Below are 21,185 nucleotides of genomic sequence, written 5' to 3'. Positions count from 1 at the left end.
TTCCGTCACTGCCAGAAGGCAGGCAGCGTCTCCGCCAGCCGGGGGCCGATGCGCACCGGCGCGATCTTTTCGGCAAGGCCCGTGCTGTCGGAAATTTCCACCCCAAGACCACACAGAGTGGCAGGCCCGCTTGCCGCTTCGAAACGGCCCTTGGGCATTTTGGAAATGAAGCGGTTCAGCGGCTCTTCCTTTTCCATGCCGAGGGAGGAGTCATAATCGCCGCACATGCCCGCATCCGACATATAGGCCGTGCCACCGTTCAGGATTTGATGATCGGCAGTGGGCACATGGGTGTGGGTTCCGACGACCAGGCTCGCCCGGCCATCGACGAAATGGCCGAAGCATTGCTTTTCGCTGGTCGCTTCGGCATGGAAATCGAAAACGATGGCGTCGGCCTGTTCCTTCAACGGGCAGGCCGCCAGAATGGCCTCCGCCGCCTTGAAGGGATCGTCCAGCTCCGGATGCATGAAGACGCGGCCCATGATATTAGCCACCAGCACCCTTGCGCCATTGCGGGCATAATAAAGGCCGGAGCCCTTGCCCGGCGTGCCGGCGGGATAATTGGCAGGCCGCAGGAACTGGTCATGGCGGGTGCAGAAGCTTACCGCCTCCTTCTGGTCCCAGACGTGATTGCCCGTCGTCACCACATCGGCCCCGGCATTGATGGTCTCCAGGAAGATCTCCTCGGTAATGCCGAAGCCACCGGCGGCATTCTCACCATTGACGATGACGAAATCCAGTTTCAGATCGGCAACCAGACCCGGCAGTTTTTCCCAGACGGCCGTCCGGCCCGTCTTGCCCACCATGTCCCCCAGAAAAAGCAGCCGCATGCAGTGATCCGTTCATGACAGGCGCGCAAGGATCAGACCTGATCCACGCGCCTCAAGTTTCGCTTGGCCTTTCCTTTAAACATTCATGAGCGCGAGGTCAAAAGCCTGACGCCGCTTTCCGTCACCACCGCATCGAGGGGAACGTCATGGGGCTCGGCGGGAACGGCCTCCACCTCCTGACAATCGAAGGCAATGCCGATCAGCCGGGGTTTGAGCCCTTTGGCGTTCAGCCGCGCAATCGCCCTGTCATAATGACCGGCGCCATAGCCGATGCGATTGCCCTGGCAATCGAAACCGGCCAGCGGCATCAGCAGCACATCGGGATCGACTTCTGCCAGTTCCGGCCCCGGGCCGCGCGTGCCGAACCCTGTATTGACCAGTTCTGCTCCGACAGGCCAGAGCCGAAAGGCAATGGTTTCCCGATCGAGGACCACCGGCAGGCAGATGGCCTGCCCGCCTTGGCGCAGGCTTTCCAAGAGCGGGCGAATATCGGCTTCCGAACGGATGGGATAATAGCCTGACATCGTGTCAGAGGCCGCAAGGCTCAGTCCCTCCAGGGCGTGCCGGCACAAGGTTGTGGAAAAGCTCAGCCTTTCCTCCGGCGTCAAACTGTCACGACGCGCCAGACACTGCCGCCGCAGGGCTTCCTTTGCAGCCTTTGCCGTCTCATAGGCCATGAAAGCCCTTCCTCTCCTAGGGTCAAAACTCAATCAGGATGGGTGTTCTGCAAGGCGTATTTTGTGTCTGAGTAGGAGGAAAGGTGCAGGAAATGCCGATCATTTTCAAACCTTTCCGACGCCCGCAGGCGCAAAATACGCCTTGCCCGAAGGGTTGAGCGGGATGGGCAGCCTGATTGCGAACAATGCTCGACAAGGCCTCAGGGCCTTGCCTTGCGCTTGTTCGCGGCCATTCAATCCCATCCCGTTCAACAGAACACCCATCCTGATTGCGTTTTGACCCTAGAGCATAATCCGACCGGAGTGAAACGAGGACGATCAAGATTATGCTTCAAAAATAAATTGTTAGAGCGCCGATCTGATTCAATCAGATCGAAAAGCGCTCTAAAACCAGTGCAAAGCGCCAGCGCTCCGGAGATATCCCAATTGAACTTTGCTTTGCATCGGGAGAAAAGCCGCTCTCTTCGGGTGTGTCAAATTGGAATGTGCAGCTGGATTTTCAGAAACTTCAGGGAGCCGAAAGCCGCCGCCCTTCCCCTGAGAGCAACTGCAAGACGCATTAATCACTACATCTACACTTTCGAAATTAATAAATAAAATTGATTTCTATCATCTTTTTGAGAGCCTCCCGGCAGAAGTCAGCGCTTTCTCAACCCAGAGCTTAACAGAAAATGACGCCTCACCCGTCGCAAACCCAAATTTAACGTTCATCAAATACAAATATAAAAAAACCTCAAAATTTTAAGGGCAACAGTGATGAAGATCTTTTCGCGTTTCGGGCTGGTGGGGACGGTAACCACCGCCACCTGCCTTATCCTGATTGTTTGTCTTGCGGCAGTGGCCTGGACGAATTCCACCCTGATCCATGAGAGGATCGCCCGGCAGGCGCTGGAAAGCCAGAATGCCAGCCTGCGCATTGCAGCCACCCTGCTGGAGCGGGACGTGCCCGGCGTGAAGGTGGACTGGGCTGCGGATGGCAATGTCGCGAGGATCACCGCCGACAGCCTGCCGGCAAGCTTTGCCACCCATGACATGATCGACAGCGTCGGCCGCATGACCGGCCAGACCGCCACTCTCTTTACCTGGGACGAGGAAAAACAGGGCTTTATCCGCCGCACCACCAATATCATCACCGCCGAGGGCAAGCGGGCGGTGGGCACGCCGCTCGATCCGAAGGGCGCTGTCTTCCCGGTCGTCGCCAAAGGCCAGCTTTATCGCGGTGAGGCCGTCATCCTCAACACGCCCTATTACACCATCTATCAGCCGATCCTGGGGTCCGGCGGCAAGGTGCTCGGCATTCTCTATGCCGGTGTGCGAGTGGCCGACATTGCCAGCATGAGCAATGAATTTGCCTGGGCCATCGGTATCACCGCCTCCATCGCCTTCGTTGTCGCAACGCTGCTGATGATCTTCATCACCGGCCGGATCATGCGGCCGCTGCCGCGCCTGACCCAGACCGCTGTTGCGCTGGCCGAGGGCAAGAGCGTCACGGTGCCGGACCAGGATCTGAAGAACGAAATTGGCGCCATGGCGCGCGCATTGGAAATCTTCCGCAAGAACGCCGATGAGAAGCTCGATCTCGAGCGTACGGCTGCCGAGGCCCGCCGCCTGAACGAGGAAGAGCGCCTTGCCCGGGAAGCGGAAAAGGACGAAGATGCCCGCCGGTTGCGCGACTGCGCCGATGCGCTGGCCGCAGCCCTGCACCGGCTGAGCGACGGCGACCTGACAACCCGGATCGAACAGCAGTTTACGCCGGAACTGGAACCGCTGCGCCAGGATTTCAACCAGTCCGTCGCCACGCTGAGCACCGCCTTCGCACGGCTCCGGCAGGAAGCCGTGACCATCGAGGCCAGCGGCAACGAAATGCGCTCGGCAGCCGGCGATCTTGCCCACCGCACGGAGCAGCAGGCAGCGTCTCTGGAAGAAACCTCGGCAGCGCTCGAACAGATCACTGGCACCGTTCGCTCCTCCTCCGACCGCGCCCAGGAAGCGTCCGCTCTCGCCGCAGAGGCGCGCGTCAACACGGAAGGCTCCAGCCGCGTCGTATCCGAGGCCGTGCAGGCCATGGGCCGCATCGAACAGGCCTCCAGCGAGATCTCCAAGATCATCAACGTCATCGACGAGATTGCCTTCCAGACCAACCTTCTGGCGCTCAATGCAGGCGTGGAAGCCGCGCGTGCGGGTGAAGCCGGCAAGGGCTTTGCCGTCGTGGCGCAGGAAGTGCGCGAACTGGCGCAGCGCTCGGCCAATGCCGCAAAGGACATCAAGGCGCTGATCACCAAATCCGGTGAGGAAGTGGCTGGCGGCGTCAAGCTGGTGCGGGAAACCGGCCAGGCGCTGGAGGCGATTTCCGAACAGGTCTCGCGGATCGATGGCTTCATCTCTGCCATTGCCGGTTCCTCGCGGGAGCAGACCACGGGGCTTCAGGAAATCAATACCTCCGTGAACCAGATGGACCAGTTCACCCAGAAAAATGCCGCCATGGTGGAAGAAACCACCGCCGTCACCCATAAGCTGGCGGAAAGTGCTGTGAACCTCGTGGGGCTGATCGGCCAGTTCAAGGTGGCGGATATGGGCATGGGTGCGGCACCGGCGGCATCCTATCAGCCGGCTTCGCACAGCCCTGCCACGCCCGCCAGCAAGCCCGCCCCGCGTCAACCGGCCTCGCGCATCAAGCCTGCGGCACCGACGAACCGGCCCGTGGCATCCCCGGCCCGTTCCATCATGGGCAAGCTTGCAGGCGCCTTCGGCGGCGGCGCGTCGAATGCCGCCAGCGATGCGAACTGGGAAGAGTTTTGATTCCGGGCATTTTCAGGAAAAGTAGAACTGAAACGAGAAGAGGCCCGGCATGTCTGGGCCTCTTGCATAGGATCCTACCGTCTAAAGCATGTCGCGCAAAAGTGTGCAGCGGTTTTGCGATGACGACATGCGTTAAAACAAGAAGGTAAAGCACGTTGCGTGAGGCTGATAAGCCGCAACGGGCTTTAGGTTCACCCTTCGGCTTTTCCAACGCCCGAACGCAGCATCAACTCCGCCATGGCGTGAGCCTCGGCGGTTTCCTCCTGACGCAAGCCCTGCAAAACGCCCTGCTGGTCGGCAGCATTGCGGTTCTGGCTGGCTTTCAGCTTGCCCTCGATGGCGGTGACGGCAATCTCCACCCCGACAATGCCTTTCAGCTGCGCGGCGACAAAGGGCGCGGGCGCATCGGTGACGGCCCAGGGCTGGTCGCGATGATCCTCGTATTGTCCGGTCAGTTGCGAGACCTGCGCCAGCAGCCATTCCGGCTCCTGATGAATGCGCGCCGTGCCGCGTACCTGCACCAGTTGATAGTTCCAGGTGGGAACGACCTTTCCGGTTTCCTGCTTCGTGGCATACCAGCCGGGAGAGACGTAATGATCCGTTCCGGAAAAGACGACCAGGATCTCAGCCTCGTCGGTGAGGGCCTTCCATTGCGGATTGGCTTTCGCCAGATGGGCCACCAGTGTGAGCCCCTGATCACCACGGCGCAGGAAAAACGGAACGGGATTGGCCATCAGTCCAGCCGATCCGGAGGAAATCAAAAGACCAAGCGGATTTTGTTCGATGAAGGCCAGAAGCGCCGGTTCTTCAGCCATCCGAAAATGCGGAGGTTGGTACATGATAAGTCTCACCCGAAAATCGAGTGGGAACCATGGAAGAGCGCTGAAGGAATGTAAAGAGTGCGATCCACGGCAACCGATGGAGAGGTACGATCCTGGGAGCCTACAAAGTAGGTGGGCGCCATATGACCAAGCCCACGGGCCTGGACAGGGACAGCTCCCTCAAGATCGGGTATGGCCCCAGGGATTGTGAGTTCCTGTCGAGAGGCGCAGACCGCATCTTCTATATAAAGCCGAACCCGCTTAAAAACCAGTGGCCCGGCAGTGGAATGCGGAATTTTTACTCGGCCTGTCCGGCAGGGGCAGGATCGGGCCGCGCGGTCAGCTTGCGGGTCACGCCATTGATGCGTTCGGTCAGTTCGGCAATGGCCGCCATGAGGGTTTCTTCGCGAGCCTCCACACCGGAATGGGACGCTTCCAGCTCGGCCAGCCGCCGCCTCAGTTCCGAAAGTTCGTCCATGACCATGATTCCGGCCATGACGGTCAGCCTGAGGTCTCCGATTTCGCCGAACTGCGCCTTCAGATGGCCGACATAGCGGTCGAACTGGGTGGCGAGATCGATCAGATGCTCCTGCTGACCTTCCTCACAGGCCATCCGATAGGCTTTGCCGTCAATATTGACCGTGACCTGTGCCATATGCCCGATTACGCCCCCTGCTCAGCGCGAAACATCATCGATCGAGAACCGCGCGAATGGTTTCCATCGCCGTCACCAGCCGCCGCGACACTTCCCGATTGACCTCTTCCAGCCGGTTGGCGCGAAACTGCGACTGGTCGAGTTCCTGGGCAAGGCGGGCGCGATCGGCATGGACGCGGCGCACCTCATGCTCCACCTCGCCGTGGCTGCGCTGCAGCTCGATGCGCATGTCTATCGCGTTTTCCAGCCCGGCAATCGCCTGCCTCAATGCGCCGAGCGCGGCTTCCGTTCTGTCCGTCGCCATTCTGTCTTCCCGGCTTTCCATTTCATCAGGGACCGGACTGAACCCGGCGCCCCTTGCCGCCAGCATGGTGAATGGCGGAATCACAAGGGCTGGTTTCCCTGTCTATTTTCGACACTAGTCGTCCAGACTGACACCCGTCAACAAAAGCGAAGCCTTACAAGGCGCTACACTTGTGGACGACCGGCCCGGCAATCGTTCAAATCGGCTTCACCCGCAAAAACTGCCGGGAACATGACCAGAAATGAGGCAGAAAAAGGAATAATCACCTTGAGGGCGCTCAACAGCGCGCCACTTTATTGACTTGCCCGTTCCACCTGATAAGGATCGGTCGCTTCCCGACGTTCGCCGCGACGGCGGTCGTCCCTTCTTGAGACCCGGAAAAAGCGGAATAGTCATGACCTCTCCCGATAAGCACAACCGCATGGCAAATGCGATCCGTTTTCTGTCCATGGACGCGGTTGAGAAGGCCAATTCCGGCCATCCCGGCATGCCGATGGGCATGGCTGATGTCGCGACGGTGCTGTTCACCCAGTTCCTGAACTTCGATCCCAAGGCCACGAAATGGCCGAACCGCGACCGGTTCGTGCTGTCCGCCGGCCATGGTTCGATGCTGCTCTATTCGCTGCTCTATCTGACCGGCTATGATGACATCACCATCGATGACATCAGGAATTTCCGCCAGCTCGGTGCAAAGACCGCCGGTCACCCGGAATACGGCCATATCGAAGGGATCGAAACCACGACCGGCCCGCTCGGCCAGGGCATTGCCACCTCGGTCGGCATGGCGCTCGCCGAAAAGAAGCTTGCCCAGGAATTCGGCAAGGACCTGCAGGATCACTACACCTATGTGATTGCAGGCGACGGCTGCCTGATGGAAGGCATCAGTCAGGAAGCGATTTCGCTGGCCGGCCATCTCAAGCTCAACAAGCTCATCGTCTTCTGGGACGATAACGGCATTTCCATCGATGGCGCGATTTCGCTGGCCGACAGCACCGACCAGCATGCGCGCTTCCGCGCCTCCGGCTGGAACACGCTGGCAGTGGACGGTCACGATCCGGAAGCCATTGCCGCCGCCATTCGCGAAGCCAAGACCTCCGACAAGCCGACCATGATCGCCTGCAAGACAGTGATCGGCTTTGGCGCTCCCAACAAGGCCGGCACCCACAAGGTGCACGGCTCGCCGCTGGGCGCAGACGAAATTGCCGCCACCCGCAAGGCGCTGGGCTGGGAATCGGAAGCCTTCTCCGTGCCGGAAGACGTGCTCTCGGCCTGGCGTGAGGCCGGCAGCCGCGGGGCAAGCCTGCGCGCGGAATGGGAAAAGACGCTGGGCGCTTCGGAGAATAAGGCCGAATTCACCCGCCGCTTCGACGGCAAGCTGCCCGCCGGTTTCGACGCCGCCATTGCCGATTACAAGAAGAAGCTCGCAGAAACCAAGCCGACGCTCGCCACCCGCAAATCCTCCGAGGATGCGCTGGAGGTCATCAACGGCGTGGTGCCGGAAACCATTGGCGGCTCCGCCGACCTGACGGGGTCCAACAACACCAAGACCAGCCAGACGGCCTCGATCACCCCCACCGATTTCTCGGGCCGCTACATCCATTACGGCATCCGCGAACACGGCATGGCTGCCGCCATGAACGGTCTGGCGCTGCATGGCGGTGTCATCCCCTATTCCGGCGGCTTCCTGATCTTCTCGGATTACTGCCGCCCGTCGATCCGCCTTGCCTCGCTGATGGGCATCCGCGTCATCCATGTGCTGACGCATGATTCCATCGGTCTCGGCGAAGATGGCCCGACCCACCAGCCGGTGGAGCAGATGGCGGCGCTTCGCGCCATTCCGAACCTGATGATGTTCCGCCCGGCGGACGCCACGGAAACGGCGGAATGCTGGCAGGTGGCGCTGGAGCATACCGACCGTCCCTCGGGTCTGGCGCTGACCCGCCAGAACCTGATGCCGGTTCGCACCTCCTATGTCGCGGAAAACCTTTGCGCCAAGGGTGCCTATGAACTGGTCGCCAGCGACAACGCCAAGGTGTCGATCTTCGCGTCCGGCTCGGAAGTGGAGCTGGCGGTCAAGGCCCAGGAAGCACTCGCCGCCAAGGGCATTGCCGCCCGCGTCGTCTCGGTGCCGTGCATGGATCTGTTCTTCGAGCAGCCGGAAGACTATCGCAAGGCCGTAATCGGCACCGCACCGGTGAAGATCGGCGTGGAAGCCGCGATCCGTCAGGGCTGGGATGCGATCATCGGCTCCGACGGCGAATTCGTCGGCATGCATTCCTTCGGCGCGTCCGGCCCCTACAAGGAACTCTACAAGCATTTCGGCATCACCGTGGACGCCATCGTCGAAAAGGCGGAAGCGCGTCTGGCCTGAGCGCCGGTTCACCAGGATTTTTCGCAGTTCCGAGCACAGGCCGATATAGCCTTGAGGAATTGCTTCAGAGCGGGAGTAAACGCGAATGACTGTGAAAGTAGCCATCAACGGCTTTGGTCGTATTGGCCGTAACGTACTGCGCGCCATCGTTGAATCCGGTCGGACCGATATCGAGGTCGTGGCCATCAACGATCTGGGCCCGGTTGAAACCAACGCCCACCTGCTGCGCTATGACAGCATTCACGGCCGCTTCCCGGCCGAGGTGAAGGTGGAGGGTGACAGCATCGTCATCAATGGCGGCAAGCCGATCAAGGTGACTGCCGTCAAGGATCCGGCCACCTTGCCGCACAAGGACCTCGGCGTGGACATCGCCATGGAATGCACAGGCATCTTCACCGCCCGCGACAAGGCTGCCGCCCACCTGACGGCTGGCGCCAAGCGCGTCATCGTCTCGGCCCCGGCTGACGGCGCGGACCTGACGGTGGTTTACGGCGTCAACCACGACCAGCTCTCCAAGGATCACCTGGTCATCTCCAACGCCTCCTGCACCACCAACTGCCTGGCGCCGGTCGCCAAGGTGCTGAACGACGCCGTGGGCATCGATCATGGTTTCATGACCACGATCCACTCCTACACCAACGACCAGCCGTCGCTCGACCAGATGCACAAGGATCTGTACCGCGCCCGCGCTGCCGCCCTCTCGATGATCCCGACCTCCACCGGCGCTGCCAAGGCCGTCGGCCTGGTTCTGCCGGAACTGAAGGGCAAGCTGGACGGCACTTCCGTGCGCGTTCCCACCCCGAACGTCTCCGTGGTCGACCTGAAGTTCGTGGCCAAGCGCGCCACCACCGTTCAGGAAATCAACGAAGCCATCAAGGCCGCTGCAAACGGTCCGCTGAAGGGTGTTCTGGGCTACACGGAAGAGCCGCTGGTCTCCCGCGACTTCAACCACGACGCTCATTCCTCGATCTTCGCCATCGACCAGACCAAGGTTCTGGAAGGCACCTTCGTTCGTATTCTGACCTGGTACGACAACGAGTGGGGCTTCTCCAACCGCATGAGCGACACGGCTGTTGCCTTCGCCAAGCTGATCTGATCGGGATTTCAGCAAGACGACATAAAAAGACGGTCCGGAGCTTCCGGGCCGTCTTTTTGTTTGGCATTTCGCCCTACTCTTATCATAGTTCTTTTCAAGGATTCGGCAGGGTGGGTTCGCCGAATTTTCCCGGTTACCGTAGCCCGCGCGCCTGCGTAAGTTTCGAAATCCCTGTGGATTTCAGGGAAAACTATAGGGGTGCAGGGACCGTGCCTTCTCCGCGCCCGCGGAACGGCAGGTTTGCATGTCAATCGGTACAGCCTGTGGTTGCCGGGCCAGAATGATGAGGAAAGGGCAGAGGGTTGGAACAGTTCTACATCGTCACTTTGGTGCTGACGGCCCTCATTCTGTTTGCTGCCTTTTCCAGCATCATCGCCTTTCGGTTCGGTGCGCCGCTGCTGCTGCTGTTCCTGTGCATCGGCCTGCTGGCTGGTGTGGACGGGCTCGGCATCAATTTCTCCAACGGGCAGGCCGCCTATACCATCGGATCATTGGCGCTGGCGGTGATCCTGTTCGACTCCGGCTATCACACGCCCTTGCAGGCCTTCAAACAAGCGGCAGCCCCGGCCATTACGCTGGCGACGCTTGGGGTGCTGCTGACGGCGGGGCTGTTCGGGCTGATGTCCAGCTGGCTGCTGGGGCTTTCGGTTCTCGAAGGCATGCTGCTCGGCTCCATCGTCGCGTCCACAGATGCGGCGGCGGTGTTCTTCCTGCTGCGCATTGGCGGCATCAATATCCGCGATCAGGTGCGCTCCTCGCTTGAAGTCGAATCCGGCACCAACGACCCGATGGCAATCTTCCTGACCATGGCGCTGGTGGAAGCGCTGCGGCAGGGCAAGGATCATACCCAGCTCGACTTCGACATGCTGCGGCTCTTCATCGAGCAGATGGGCATGGGGCTGGCGCTGGGCCTGGTCGGGGGTGCGGTGATCGTTTTCATCGTCAAGAAAATCCCCATCGAACGCGGTCTGCTGCCGATCATCGTGCTGGCGCTGTCCATGGTGGTGTTTTCCTATACCGGTGCCGTGGGCGGCAGCGGCTTCCTCGCCGTCTATGTGGCGGGCATCTATGCAGGCAACCGGAAAATTCCCGGCACGGCCAGCATTACCCGCTTTCAGGAGGGCATGACGTGGCTGGCGCAGATCATCATGTTTCTGGTGCTGGGGCTCCTGGCAACCCCGTCCGAATTCCCGAAAATCCTGCTGCCCGCCGTGGTGCTGGGGCTGTTTCTGGTCTTCGTGGCGCGGCCCATCGCGGTCTGGCTCTGCCTCATTCCCTTCCGCTTTACGCAGGAGGAAAAGAGCTTCGTCTCCTGGGTGGGCCTGCGTGGCGCGGTCTCCATCCTGCTTGCCATCGTGCCGATGCTGAACGATCTGCCGGACGGGCGCATCTATTTCAACACCGCCTTCATCGTGGTGATGATCTCGCTGGTCCTGCAGGGCTGGACCATCAAGCCGGTTGCGAAAAGCCTCGGCCTGATCATACCGCCGCGCATCGGCGCTATCGACAAGGTGGAGCTTGATCTGCCGGGCGCAGCCCATCACGAACTCCTCTCCTACCGCGTGGTGGCCGATTGCCCGGTGCTGAAGGGCGAGCGCATTCCCCGCTGGGCCATGCCCTCGCTGGTGATCCGCGACGGCAAATCCATGCGCTATCAATATGCCGGGCGGCTCAAGGAAAACGATCAGGTCTATCTCTTCATCGCGCCCGGCTATTCGCGGCTGCTCGACCGGTTGTTTGCCTCCAAGGCGACGGTGGAAAAGGATGACAGCGAATTCTTCGGCACCTTCGTCGTCTCTCCCCACCGGCCTGCCGGTGAAGTGGACGCCGCCTATGGTCCCGGCCTGTTCACCGAAGCGGAAAAGGCTAAGCCGCTGGGCGAGGTGATGGAAGCACGGCTTGGCGGGCGTGCGGATTACGCCGATCGCGTCAGGCTCGGCCATATCATCCTGATCGTCCGCGATATCGATGAGCATGGCCATATCGCCTCGGTGGGCGTCTCCATGGAACAGGTCGCCCCGCAAAGGCCAATCCCGGTTTTCCTCAGCCTCACCCGGCTCAGCGAATGGATCGCCGGCCAGATCCGCAGGCTGCGCCCTTCCTGATCTTTCCGCGGCTTGCTTCTGGCGGCAGGCGGTGTAAGGTCCGCTCGCGGCGGGCATTCGGCCCGGCCCGGGAGAAGCGCATAAGCCACGAACGGCTTGAAATCCTTCTCCAGCACATCTTTCTATGCATGTCCGGGGAAGCCCGATCTTTCCCCGCATGCTCTCACGGGAAACTTGATCATGCCGGCTTTCAAAACTCTGGACGACCTCACCGACATCGCGGGCAAGCGGGTGCTTGTACGCGTCGATCTCAACGTGCCCGTTTCCAATGGCAAGGTTACGGATGCCACCCGCATCGAGCGCGTGGCCCCCACCATCAAGGAATTGTCGGAAAAGGGCGCCAAGGTCATTCTGCTGGCGCATTTCGGTCGCCCCAAGGGTGAGCCGGTGGCCGACATGTCGCTCTCGCAGATCGTGCCCGCGGTGGAAGAGGTTCTGGACCAGGCCGTGGCCTTTGCTGAAGACTGCATCGGCAGCGCCGCCGCCGACGCCATCGCCAGGATGAACAATGGCGATATTCTGCTTCTGGAAAACACCCGCTTCCACAAGGGCGAGGAAAAGAACACGCCGGATTTTACGGCCGAACTGGCAAAGAACGGCGATCTCTATGTGAATGACGCCTTCTCCGCCGCGCACCGCGCCCATGCCTCCACCGAGGGCCTTGCCCATCACCTGCCCGCCTATGCCGGCCGCACCATGCAGGCCGAGCTGGAAGCTCTGGAAAAGGGTCTTGGCAATCCGGCCCGGCCGGTTGTGGCGATTGTCGGCGGCGCCAAGGTCTCCACCAAGATCGACCTTTTGATGAACCTGGTGAAGCGGGTGGATGCGCTGGTGATCGGCGGCGGCATGGCCAATACCTTCATTGCCGCGCAGGGCATCGATGTCGGCAAGTCGCTGTGCGAACATGACCTTGCCGCCACCGCCAAGCAGATCATGATCGAGGCCGAAAGCGCCGGTTGCGCCATCGTCCTGCCGGAAGACGGCGTGGTGGCGCGCGAATTCAAGGCCAATGCCGCCCATGAAACCGTGGCGATCTCCGCCATTCCCGCCGATGCCATGGTGCTGGACGTGGGCGAGAAATCGGTGGCCGCCGTCAACGAATGGATCTCCAAGGCCTCGACGCTGGTGTGGAACGGCCCGCTCGGCGCCTTTGAAATCGCGCCCTTCGATACCGCGACGGTGGCCGCTGCAAAGCATGCCGCAGAGCGCACCAAGGCCGGCAAGCTGACCTCGGTTGCCGGCGGCGGCGATACGGTATCGGCGCTGAACCATGCGGGCGTGGCCGATGACTTCTCCTATGTCTCCACCGCAGGCGGTGCATTCCTGGAATGGATGGAAGGCAAGGAACTGCCGGGCGTTGCCGTGCTGACGCAGGCCTAAGTCCAAAAAATGCCGGGCGCGGTGGAACAAAACCGCGCCCGGCATTTCGTTTAAAAAATTTTGAATTTTAAAACGATTGAAACAATTTCAATCGTTTCAAGCACTTAAGCCCCCATTTCCCCCGTGAAAAACTTCTGTTAGGCCGGAAGGATCGTAACGTTTTGGGAGAATGGACATGAGTGACAGACTGGAAGACATCGCGCTTGCCATGGTAGCCGATGGCAAGGGGCTTCTCGCAGCGGACGAATCGACGTCCACGATCAAAAAGCGTTTCGACACGATTGGCCTGGACTCCACCGAGACCAGCCGCCGCGATTACCGCGAAATGCTGTTCCGTGCCGATGAGGCGATGAAGAAGTACATTTCCGGTGTCATCCTGTTCGAAGAGACACTCTATCAAAAGGCCGCCGACGGCACGCCTTTCGTTGATCTCATCAAGGCTGCCGGTTCCATTCCCGGCATCAAGGTGGATCTGGGCGCCAAGCCGATGGCCGGTTTTCCGGGTGAAACCATCACCGAGGGCCTGGACGGGCTGCGCGAACGTCTGGCTGACTATTACAAGGCCGGTGCGCGCTTCGCCAAGTGGCGTGGCGTGATCGCCATTGCCGACGGCCTGCCGACCTGGGGCTCCATCAAGGCCAATTCGCAGGCGCTGGCCCGCTATGCAGCCCTCTGCCAGGAAGCCGGTATCGTGCCGATCGTCGAGCCGGAAGTGTTGATGGATGGCGCACCGGGCACGCATGACATTGCCAAATGCGCCGAAGTGACGGAATGGGTGCTGCGCACCGTCTTCACCGATCTCTATGACGCCCGCGTCAAGCTGGAAGGCATGATCCTGAAGCCGAACATGGTGATCGACGGCAAGAATGCCCGCAAGGCGTCCGTTGCTCAGGTTGCCGAGGCAACCGTGAAGGTGCTGAAGGCCACGGTGCCTTCCGCCGTGCCCGGCATTGCCTTCCTCTCCGGCGGCCAGACCACGGAAGAGGCAACGGCCCATCTCTCCGCGATGAATTCCGCCTATGACATGCCGTGGAAGCTCACTTACTCTTATGGTCGCGCGCTGCAGGATACGGCGCTGAAGGCCTGGGGCGGACGCTCGGAAAACGTGGCTGCCGGTCAGCGCGCCTTTACCCACCGCGCCCGCATGAACAGCCTGGCCGCCACCGGCACCTGGCAGCAGGATCTGGAAAAAGCTGCCTGAGACGGGCACATTTCCGCTATGAACAGTGCAGGGAGAGGCTCGCCTCTCCCTTTTTTATGTCTTTATCTCCTGGACCGAACGCATTTAAGCCTTGACGCGCAAACCGGCTTTGCGCAGGTAGGCTGAGAAGCAACGGCGCTTCTCATCCACAGCCTTCACCTCGACAGGGGAAGGGAGGGCATGTCTGGCCCGTGCTTTGTCCAGCATGCTCTTCTCGCGCCCCATGCGCTGCCATCCGGGGAGCTACCATGCCTTTTTCCGCCATCACCCGTCTGCTGCCGGATATGCAGCCCATAAGCTATCGCGAACAGGCGCGCTCGGCGGTGGGGGCGTTGATCGGCATTTTCGTCACCGGGCTGATCGGCGTGCTGGCGCTAAGCGGCAGCGATGCAAGCCTGCCCTTTCTGGTCGCGCCGATGGGGGCCTCCTCGGTGCTGCTGTTTGCGGTGCCCTCCAGTCCGCTCGCCCAGCCCTGGTCGATCCTGGCGGGCAATATCTCGTCCGCGCTGGTGGGTGTCACGGTCACGCATCTGTTGGCTGATCCGGTGGCGGGTGCTGCCCTTGCCGCGGGGCTGGCGATTGCGGTGATGATTTCGCTGCGCTGCCTGCATCCGCCGAGCGGAGCCATTGCGCTCACCGCCGTGCTCGGCGGCAAGGCCGTGCATGATCTGGGTTATTTTTTCGTCCTCTGGCCGGTGGCGGCCAATTCGCTGGCGCTGCTGGGCTCGGCCCTCCTCTATAACCGGCTGGTGGGCCGCCGCTATCCGCACCGGCACAAGCCGGCCACCGCTGGTCAAGGCCCCAGCGCTGCCGAACAGGCAACCTTCCACCGCAGTGATCTCGATGCCGTGCTGAAGGAATATGACGCCATTCTCGACATCGATCCCGACGATCTGGAAGCCATTCTGCGGCGCACCGAACTCAGGGCCTATCGCCGGCGCACCAGCCATACGGTCTGTGGCGATATCATGATCCCCTCCCCGCATGCCCATGCCCTTGACGCACCCTTGACCGATCTGTTTACGGCGCTTCGCGAAAGCCGGATCAAGGCCATTCCGATCACCGACGATCAGGCCGCCATTCTCGGCATCGTCACCCAAAGCGACCTCATCGACAAGGTGCGCTGGGCGCGCGGCAAGCCGGTGATCGGCATGGGCCGCCGGATGACCCTGGCGGTGAATGGTGCCGCCGCGCCGAATGGCACGGCCCGCGACATCATGACGACACCGGTGAAGACCGTCACGCCGGATATGCCGCTCTCCGAGGCCATCGGCATATTTGCCGAAACCGGGCTGCATCATCTGCCAGTGGTCAGTGCGCGCGGCAAGCTGATCGGCATGCTGGCTCAAACCGACGTGCTGCTGGCGCTGATGGATGCATCTCGCGACATGAAGCCGGTGCCGGAACAAGAAAAACCTCTCAGGGACGCAGCAGAAGCGTCAGAGACCAGATGACGAAAGCGACCACGGCCAGCCGCCAGAAATCGCTGCGCCGCCTCAATCCCGGCAGGCCCAGCGGGCGGATAAGCTGCACGCCCATGACCAGGATGAGAAAGGCGGCTATGGCTTTTGACATGGCTTCCTAGAGGCCTTTCGCTTTCGTTGTAATGCATTGCCGGACGGAAAACCGTTGCACACTTTTCCTGGCAATGCTCATAAATTCCCACCACGGCCATGATTGCGCTAAACTTTTGTTCCATCGCAATGCTTCGACAGGCTGCGTTCGCGATTGCTGTCAAATAAAGACTTTCAAAACCGGATTCTGGTTTAATTTTCAGGCAATGGCTGCTGACACTCTGCATCAGCGGAAAGGTTGCAGCCCTCTCCCGGCCCGAACGGGACCAAGCGCAATTCAGGCGATCCGCCCGGATCTCCGGCCAAAACCGAAGTGGTGTGCATGAAACTCAAAATCCTGCCCGTTCTCTCCCTTCTGTTCGGCACCTTGTTCCTGTTTCTCGGCAACGGCCTGCATAGCCTGTTGCTGCCGGTTCGAGGCTCGGCGGAGGGCTATTCCAACGAAGTCCTCGGTTTTCTGGGCACGGCCTGGGCCACAGGCTTCGTGCTTGGCTGTTTCTTCGCGCCGAAGCTCGTCATGCGCATCGGCCATGTCCGGGCCTTTTCCAGCTTCATCGCGCTGATTGCGATTATTGCGCTCCTCACCGGCATCATCGTCGAAGAGCATAGCTGGGTGGCGCTCAGGGCGCTGACCGGCTTCTGCACGGCAGGCACCTCGATGATCATCGAAAGCTGGCTGAACGAACGCGCCAGCAATGAAAGCCGGGGCGCGATCTTTTCCTTCTACATTTCCGTGACGCTGTTCGGTGTGGTCGGCGGGCAGATGATGGTGGCCTTCGGCAATGTGCATACGCCCATCCTCTTCATGATCTGCGGCATTCTCTATTGTCTGGCCATGCTGCCCACCACCATGTCCACCGCCGCCTCGCCGCAGCCGCTGAAATCGGTGAAGCTCGACCTGCGCAAGCTTTACCGCAATTCGCCGGTCTCCTTTGTCGGCATTCTGCTGATCGGCATTGCCAACGGTGCCTACGGCACGCTGGGCGCCGTGTTCGGCGCCCGCATCGGCCTGCCGGACGTGACGATTGCAGCCATGCTCAGCATCACCATCTTTGCCGGCGCGGCGGCGCAATTTCCCGCAGGCCGCATGTCGGACCGCACCGACCGGCGCTATGTACTGGCGGCGATTGCCGCGATCGGGCTGGTGGCGGCACTGCTTCTGGTCTTCATCCGCCCCAGTACAGCCGTATTTCTCATCCCGATGGTGGCGCTCTATGGTGCTGCCGCCAATTCGCTCTACCCGATTGCCGTGGCCCATGCCAACGACTTCGCCGATAGCGGCGATTTCGTGAAGGTTTCCGGCGGGCTGCTGCTGCTCTACGGCATCGGCACCATTATCGGCCCGACGTTAGGCGGCCCGGTGATGACGCATTTCGGCCCGCATGCGCTGTTTGCAGTAACGGCCACCGCCCATGGCATGTTGCTGGCCTATGCCATGATCCGAAGCCGCATCCGCGCCGCCGTCCCCCTTGCAGACAAGGGGAGCTTCTCGCCAGGGCCGACAGGCGGATCGCAATTGTCCACCACGCCACAGTCGCTGAAGCTCGATCCCCGCGCCGAACGGCGCGATGAGGACAGCAATGACAATCTCAAGGAGGCCTGAGCATGGAAGAAGACCGCCCGATCAAAAAACCCGAGCATATAGTGGGCAGCGATCTCTCACAGCTTTCCGCAGATGAAATCAGAGCGCGAATCACCCTGCTTCAGGAGGAGATTGTACGCCTGGAGCGTGAGCTGGTGGCCAAGGCCAGTGGCAGGGCCGCGGCGGAAGCGTTTTTTAACCGAAAAAATTAAAGGAATTGATCCGGAATATTACAGCTGCGCCGAGACGTATAACAGTCGCAGACCAAGCGGGAACAGGCGCGCGCGCCGGGCGCTTCGTTTCCTTTCATATCAGTATTAACTCTTTATTAAGCCTTTTGAGTAATTATAGAACTTGTCCAGTTCTTCTGGATTCAGGCAGTTTCACCCTTTGGCGAATTGGTCTGATTTTTCTCCCTGTTTTACCTTGAGAGCCGCTTTTGCGGCTCTTTTTTTGCTTTAGGCCGACTTTACCTAAAACTGTGGGAATTAACCCTTTCTTAATAAACAGCTTGCGGATTTGCGCTATTGATAGCATCGTGGAGTCCATGGAAAGGCGGCTGGGCTTCATCGTTGCCGCGCTACCTGAATAGTGATGCGTAATACCAGGACGAGTGATAGAACCGGCCCAAGCGAGGGTTGTCCTTTCTTTTTTAGGAAACCAAAACCGCTCCGGCGCATTGGTTCACTATCGTGATCTTTGGTATCAGACAGGGATAATGTCGATGTCGGAACTCGGATTGAATACGGTCAGCTTTGCCGGGCGCGCCGCCTCGTCGTCACAGTTCAAGGCAACCTATGCCGAAGGCATGGGCCTCGTGGAAGAAACCGCGGCCTATCTGGACGGACCCGGCCGCGCCGCCGCGAAGGTTCTGCCGCGCATGGCCTCCGTGCTCTACGCCGCCGAATCCATGCGGCTGACCACGCGGCTGATGCAGATGGCGTCCTGGCTGCTGTTGCAGCGCGCCGTCAACAACGGTGAAATGTCGCGCGAGCAGGTTCTTTCTGAAAAGAGCAAGGTACGCCTCGACGGCTTCAACGTCGATAAGAACGCTCCCGGCTGGAACGATCTTCCGGAATCCTTCCGTGAATTGATCGAGCGTTCGCTGCGCCTGCAGAACCGTATCGCCCTTCTCGACCGGGAAATCTATCGTCCGAACGAGCAGGAAATCGTGCCGGACAATGAAAACAGCGTCCAGGCACAGCTCAACCTGCTGCGCACGGCCTTCAGCGCCAACTGACAGCATCTATCTTCTCACGATAAAACCCGGCCTGCATTGCAGCGCCGGGTTTTTTCATGCCGGTTGAAAAGGCGGATAAAGAAAAAGCCCGGAACCGACGTTCCGGGCTTTCGAATTTTCCGGATGGCGCAAGGCCCGCCAGCAGGCAATCAGAGGCCAAGGCCGCCGAAGCGCTTGTTGAACTTGGAAACGCGGCCGCCGCGGTCCATGAGCTGCTGGTTGCCGCCGGTCCAGGCCGGGTGCGACTTGGAGTCGATTTCCAGGTTCATGACTGCGCCTTCCGAACCCCAGGTGGAGTAGGTTTCGTATTCGGTGCCATCGGTCATGACGACCTTGATCTTGTGGTAGTCGGGATGAATGTTAGCCTTCATGACGTCTTCCTGCTGTGCCGTTGGGGTCTAAATGCCGCAATTGCCTGAGGCGACCCTTTTTAATAAATGAAGCCGTAGTCCGATCAGGCCACGGCTTCCCAATTCGATGGGCTGCCTATACATGAAGGTTACAAAGATAACAAGGCCCCCGAAGCGCCAAGCGGCAGGTGATGCCGTAGCCCGGGAGTGCATGCAAGGGTGGAGAAAAAAGTGTCCGACCAAGCCTCCCGCCGGTCCCGCAGCTTGAAGCCGCTGTCAAGGCTCAATCCCTATCTCATGCGCTATCGCGGCATGGCGCTGGCCGCCCTGCTCTTTCTGGTGCTGGCCGCCGTCACCACACTGGCCCTGCCGCTGGCGGTGCGGCGCGTGATCGACCACGGCTTCACCTCGCAGGACCCCGCCTTTATAAACCAGTATTTCGTCATGGTCATCGTGCTGGCGGTGGTCATGGCCATCTCCAGCGCCATGCGCTACTACTATGTCATCACCATTGGCGACCGCATTGTCTCCGACATCCGCCGGGAGGTGTTCAGCCATGTCAGCCGGCTGTCTCCCGCCTTTTTCGATGTCAACCAGTCCGGCGAGATCGTTTCGCGCCTGACGGCGGATGCAACGCAGATCCGCTCCGCCGTCGGCGCCAGCGCGTCCGTGGCGCTGCGCAACATCATCATGTGTTTCGGCGGCATGGTGATGATGATCTATACCAGCCCGCGCCTGTCCATCATGGTGCTGGCGGCCATTCCCGTGATCGTTTTTCCGCTGATTGCCTTCGGCCGCTCGGTGCGCCGCCGCTCCCGCGCCGCGCAGGACAGCCTTGCCGAGGCCAGCGCCTTTGCCGGGGAAAGCATTGCCGCCAGCCGCACCGTGCAGGCCTTCAATGGCGAAGGGGCAGCGGAAGCACGCTATTCCGATGCCGTGGAAAACGCTTTTCAGGCAGCCCGCCAGGCTGTGAAGGCGCGTGCCATCCTGACCGGCGTTGCCATCACCCTCGTTTTCGGCAGCATTGCCGGGGTGTTGTGGTATGGCGCGCAATCGGTATTGAGCGGCACGCTGTCAGCCGGCACGCTCAGCCAGTTCGTCCTCTATTCGGTGCTGGCGGCAAGCTCGCTCGGGCAATTGTCCGAAGTCTGGGGCGAACTCATGCAATCCGCTGGCGCGGCGGAGCGGCTGACGGAATTGCTCGCCGAGGTCTCCGCCATTCGCTCGCCCGAGACGCCGCAGCCTCTGCCGGAGCCGCCGCGCGGTGAAGTCTGGTTCGAGGATGTGCATTTTGCCTATCCCAGCCGTCCGGGACGCTCGGCCCTCAAGGGCCTGAGCTTTGCCGTGGACGGGGGAGAGACGGTGGCGATTGTCGGTCCCTCGGGGGCGGGAAAGAGCACGATCTTCTCGCTGATCCTGCGGTTCTACGATCCGTCCAGCGGACGCATCTGTCTGGACGGGCGGGACATTCGCACCGTCTCGCTCGAAGACTTGCGCAACCGTCTCGCCATCGTGCCGCAGGATGTCACGATCTTTTCCGGAACGATCCACGACAACATCGCCTTCAGCCGCCCCGATGCGAGCCGCGATGAGGTCATTGCGGCAGCAAAGGCCGCACAGGCCGCCGAATTTATCGACAGGCTGGAGCATGGCTATGACAGCCGCGTCGGCGAACGCGGCATCACGCTTTCCGGCGGTCAGCGGCAGCGCATCGCCATTGCCCGCGCCATTTTGAAGGATGCGCCGGTGCTGTTGCTGGACGAGGCGACATCGGCACTCGATGCCGAAAGCGAGACGCTGGTGCAGAAGGCGCTGGACGAATTGATGCAGAGCCGCACCACCATCGTCATCGCCCATCGCTTGGCAACCGTTCTGAAGGCGGACCGGATTCTGGTGGTGGATGACGGCCATGTGGTGGAGCAAGGCACGCATCAGAGCCTGATCCGGGACGGCGGCCTCTACGCCAAGCTGGCGCGGCTGCAATTCCAGATGAGCCATGACGATGTGTTGAGCCCTGCGAAATAAAACATTTCCGATCCGGGACAAGGGCGCTTTCTTTTTACGCATTTCTGGACGGAAAACCGCTACGCGCTTTTCCTCGAAACGCTCTAGGCTGTAGTGACAAATTAGTTATTTGATCCATAGCATTATGCTGGCGAGCTTAATGAAACCGAGAAAGTTGGCGGCGAGTTTGTCATAT

The 21,185-nt window shown here is 60.6% G+C and carries 18 protein-coding genes, 1 other RNA gene and 1 pseudogene; 12 read left to right on the top strand and 8 right to left on the bottom strand.

Going from position 1 to position 21,185, the window contains the following annotated elements; translation table 11 throughout:
* Positions 1 to 5 precede the first annotated feature (5 nt).
* Positions 6 to 830, bottom strand: coding sequence for a TIGR00282 family metallophosphoesterase (locus tag QO005_RS16850; protein ID WP_307159229.1), 825 nt, complete (start codon positions 828 to 830; stop codon positions 6 to 8).
* An 83-nt stretch (positions 831 to 913) separates the two neighbouring features.
* Positions 914 to 1,507, bottom strand: a complete 594-nt coding sequence (locus QO005_RS16845; protein ID WP_307159228.1) for a 5-formyltetrahydrofolate cyclo-ligase — start codon at positions 1,505 to 1,507, stop codon at positions 914 to 916.
* Positions 1,508 to 1,783: 276 nt separating this feature from the next.
* Between QO005_RS16845 and QO005_RS24285 the strand changes: the two are divergent.
* A pseudogene (locus tag QO005_RS24285) lies at positions 1,784 to 1,897 on the top strand (invasion associated locus B family protein); the annotation flags it as partial.
* Positions 1,898 to 2,263: 366 nt separating this feature from the next.
* Entirely contained in the window at positions 2,264 to 4,306 is a 2,043-nt protein-coding gene (locus QO005_RS16835; protein ID WP_307159227.1) for a methyl-accepting chemotaxis protein, read from the top strand.
* A 191-nt stretch (positions 4,307 to 4,497) separates the two neighbouring features.
* Here QO005_RS16835 and QO005_RS16830 read toward each other — a convergent pair whose 3' ends face one another.
* The 4 genes from QO005_RS16830 to QO005_RS16815 form a co-directional block, all read right to left on the bottom strand.
* Positions 4,498 to 5,145: an FMN-binding negative transcriptional regulator gene (locus QO005_RS16830; RefSeq protein ID WP_307159226.1), complete on the bottom strand. Its 648-nt coding sequence runs from the start codon at positions 5,143 to 5,145 to the stop codon at positions 4,498 to 4,500.
* 60 nt (positions 5,146 to 5,205) lie between these two features.
* Positions 5,206 to 5,364: non-coding RNA, 6S RNA (gene ssrS, locus QO005_RS16825), on the bottom strand.
* A 61-nt stretch (positions 5,365 to 5,425) separates the two neighbouring features.
* Positions 5,426 to 5,782, bottom strand: a complete 357-nt coding sequence (locus QO005_RS16820) for a cell division protein ZapA (RefSeq protein ID WP_307159225.1) — start codon at positions 5,780 to 5,782, stop codon at positions 5,426 to 5,428.
* A 34-nt stretch (positions 5,783 to 5,816) separates the two neighbouring features.
* Positions 5,817 to 6,086 (bottom strand): DUF4164 domain-containing protein, encoded by a 270-nt coding sequence (locus QO005_RS16815; protein ID WP_307159224.1) that lies wholly within the window; start codon positions 6,084 to 6,086, stop codon positions 5,817 to 5,819.
* A gap of 394 nt (positions 6,087 to 6,480) precedes the next feature.
* On the opposite strand from QO005_RS16815, the gene tkt reads away from it, so the two are divergent.
* The 6 genes from tkt (at position 6,481) to QO005_RS16785 (ending at position 15,693) form a co-directional block, all read left to right on the top strand.
* Positions 6,481 to 8,457 carry a transketolase gene (gene tkt / locus QO005_RS16810; RefSeq protein WP_307159223.1) on the top strand — a complete coding sequence of 659 codons (1,977 nt, stop codon included), beginning with the start codon at positions 6,481 to 6,483 and terminating at the stop codon, positions 8,455 to 8,457.
* Between the two features lie 85 nt (positions 8,458 to 8,542).
* On the top strand, positions 8,543 to 9,553 hold the full coding sequence (gene gap / locus QO005_RS16805; RefSeq protein ID WP_307159222.1) for a type I glyceraldehyde-3-phosphate dehydrogenase: 1,011 nt from the start codon (positions 8,543 to 8,545) through the stop codon (positions 9,551 to 9,553).
* Positions 9,554 to 9,855: 302 nt separating this feature from the next.
* Complete coding sequence (locus QO005_RS16800; protein ID WP_307159221.1) at positions 9,856 to 11,658, top strand: potassium/proton antiporter; 1,803 nt, start codon at positions 9,856 to 9,858, stop codon at positions 11,656 to 11,658.
* Positions 11,659 to 11,838: 180 nt separating this feature from the next.
* Positions 11,839 to 13,038 carry a phosphoglycerate kinase gene (locus QO005_RS16795; RefSeq protein ID WP_307159220.1) on the top strand — a complete coding sequence of 400 codons (1,200 nt, stop codon included), beginning with the start codon at positions 11,839 to 11,841 and terminating at the stop codon, positions 13,036 to 13,038.
* Between the two features lie 175 nt (positions 13,039 to 13,213).
* Positions 13,214 to 14,239: a class I fructose-bisphosphate aldolase gene (locus tag QO005_RS16790; RefSeq protein WP_307159219.1), complete on the top strand. Its 1,026-nt coding sequence runs from the start codon at positions 13,214 to 13,216 to the stop codon at positions 14,237 to 14,239.
* Between the two features lie 248 nt (positions 14,240 to 14,487).
* Complete coding sequence (locus tag QO005_RS16785) at positions 14,488 to 15,693, top strand: HPP family protein (protein WP_307159218.1); 1,206 nt, start codon at positions 14,488 to 14,490, stop codon at positions 15,691 to 15,693.
* Here QO005_RS16785 and QO005_RS16780 read toward each other — a convergent pair.
* On the bottom strand, positions 15,659 to 15,814 hold the full coding sequence (locus QO005_RS16780; protein WP_307159217.1) for a hypothetical protein: 156 nt from the start codon (positions 15,812 to 15,814) through the stop codon (positions 15,659 to 15,661). The two genes, QO005_RS16785 and QO005_RS16780, sit on opposite strands and share 35 nt — an antisense overlap.
* A gap of 321 nt (positions 15,815 to 16,135) precedes the next feature.
* Here QO005_RS16780 and QO005_RS16775 point away from each other — a divergent pair, with 321 nt between their 5' ends.
* From QO005_RS16775 to rcdA, 3 genes are all read left to right on the top strand, one after another.
* A complete protein-coding gene (locus tag QO005_RS16775) occupies positions 16,136 to 17,416 on the top strand; it encodes an MFS transporter (RefSeq protein ID WP_307159216.1) in 1,281 nt (426 codons plus the stop codon).
* A gap of 2 nt (positions 17,417 to 17,418) precedes the next feature.
* Positions 17,419 to 17,607, top strand: coding sequence for a DUF1192 domain-containing protein (locus QO005_RS16770; protein WP_370878092.1), 189 nt, complete (start codon positions 17,419 to 17,421; stop codon positions 17,605 to 17,607).
* A gap of 512 nt (positions 17,608 to 18,119) precedes the next feature.
* Positions 18,120 to 18,635 (top strand): protease adaptor protein RcdA, encoded by a 516-nt coding sequence (gene rcdA, locus QO005_RS16765; protein WP_307159215.1) that lies wholly within the window; start codon positions 18,120 to 18,122, stop codon positions 18,633 to 18,635.
* Between the two features lie 149 nt (positions 18,636 to 18,784).
* On the opposite strand, the gene rpmE is transcribed toward rcdA, so the two are convergent.
* Positions 18,785 to 19,006 carry a 50S ribosomal protein L31 gene (rpmE, locus tag QO005_RS16760; protein WP_268157271.1) on the bottom strand — a complete coding sequence of 74 codons (222 nt, stop codon included), beginning with the start codon at positions 19,004 to 19,006 and terminating at the stop codon, positions 18,785 to 18,787.
* A gap of 210 nt (positions 19,007 to 19,216) precedes the next feature.
* Here rpmE and QO005_RS16755 point away from each other — a divergent pair, with 210 nt between their 5' ends.
* On the top strand, positions 19,217 to 21,010 hold the full coding sequence (locus QO005_RS16755; RefSeq protein ID WP_307159214.1) for an ABC transporter transmembrane domain-containing protein: 1,794 nt from the start codon (positions 19,217 to 19,219) through the stop codon (positions 21,008 to 21,010).
* Positions 21,011 to 21,185 lie beyond the last annotated feature (175 nt).

Source organism: Allorhizobium paknamense (assembly GCF_030815125.1).
GTDB classification, from domain to species: Bacteria; Pseudomonadota; Alphaproteobacteria; order Rhizobiales; family Rhizobiaceae; genus Allorhizobium; species Allorhizobium paknamense.
The sequence above is the reverse complement of the archived record's forward strand: the minus strand, read 5'-3'. Positions and strand labels throughout refer to the sequence as shown.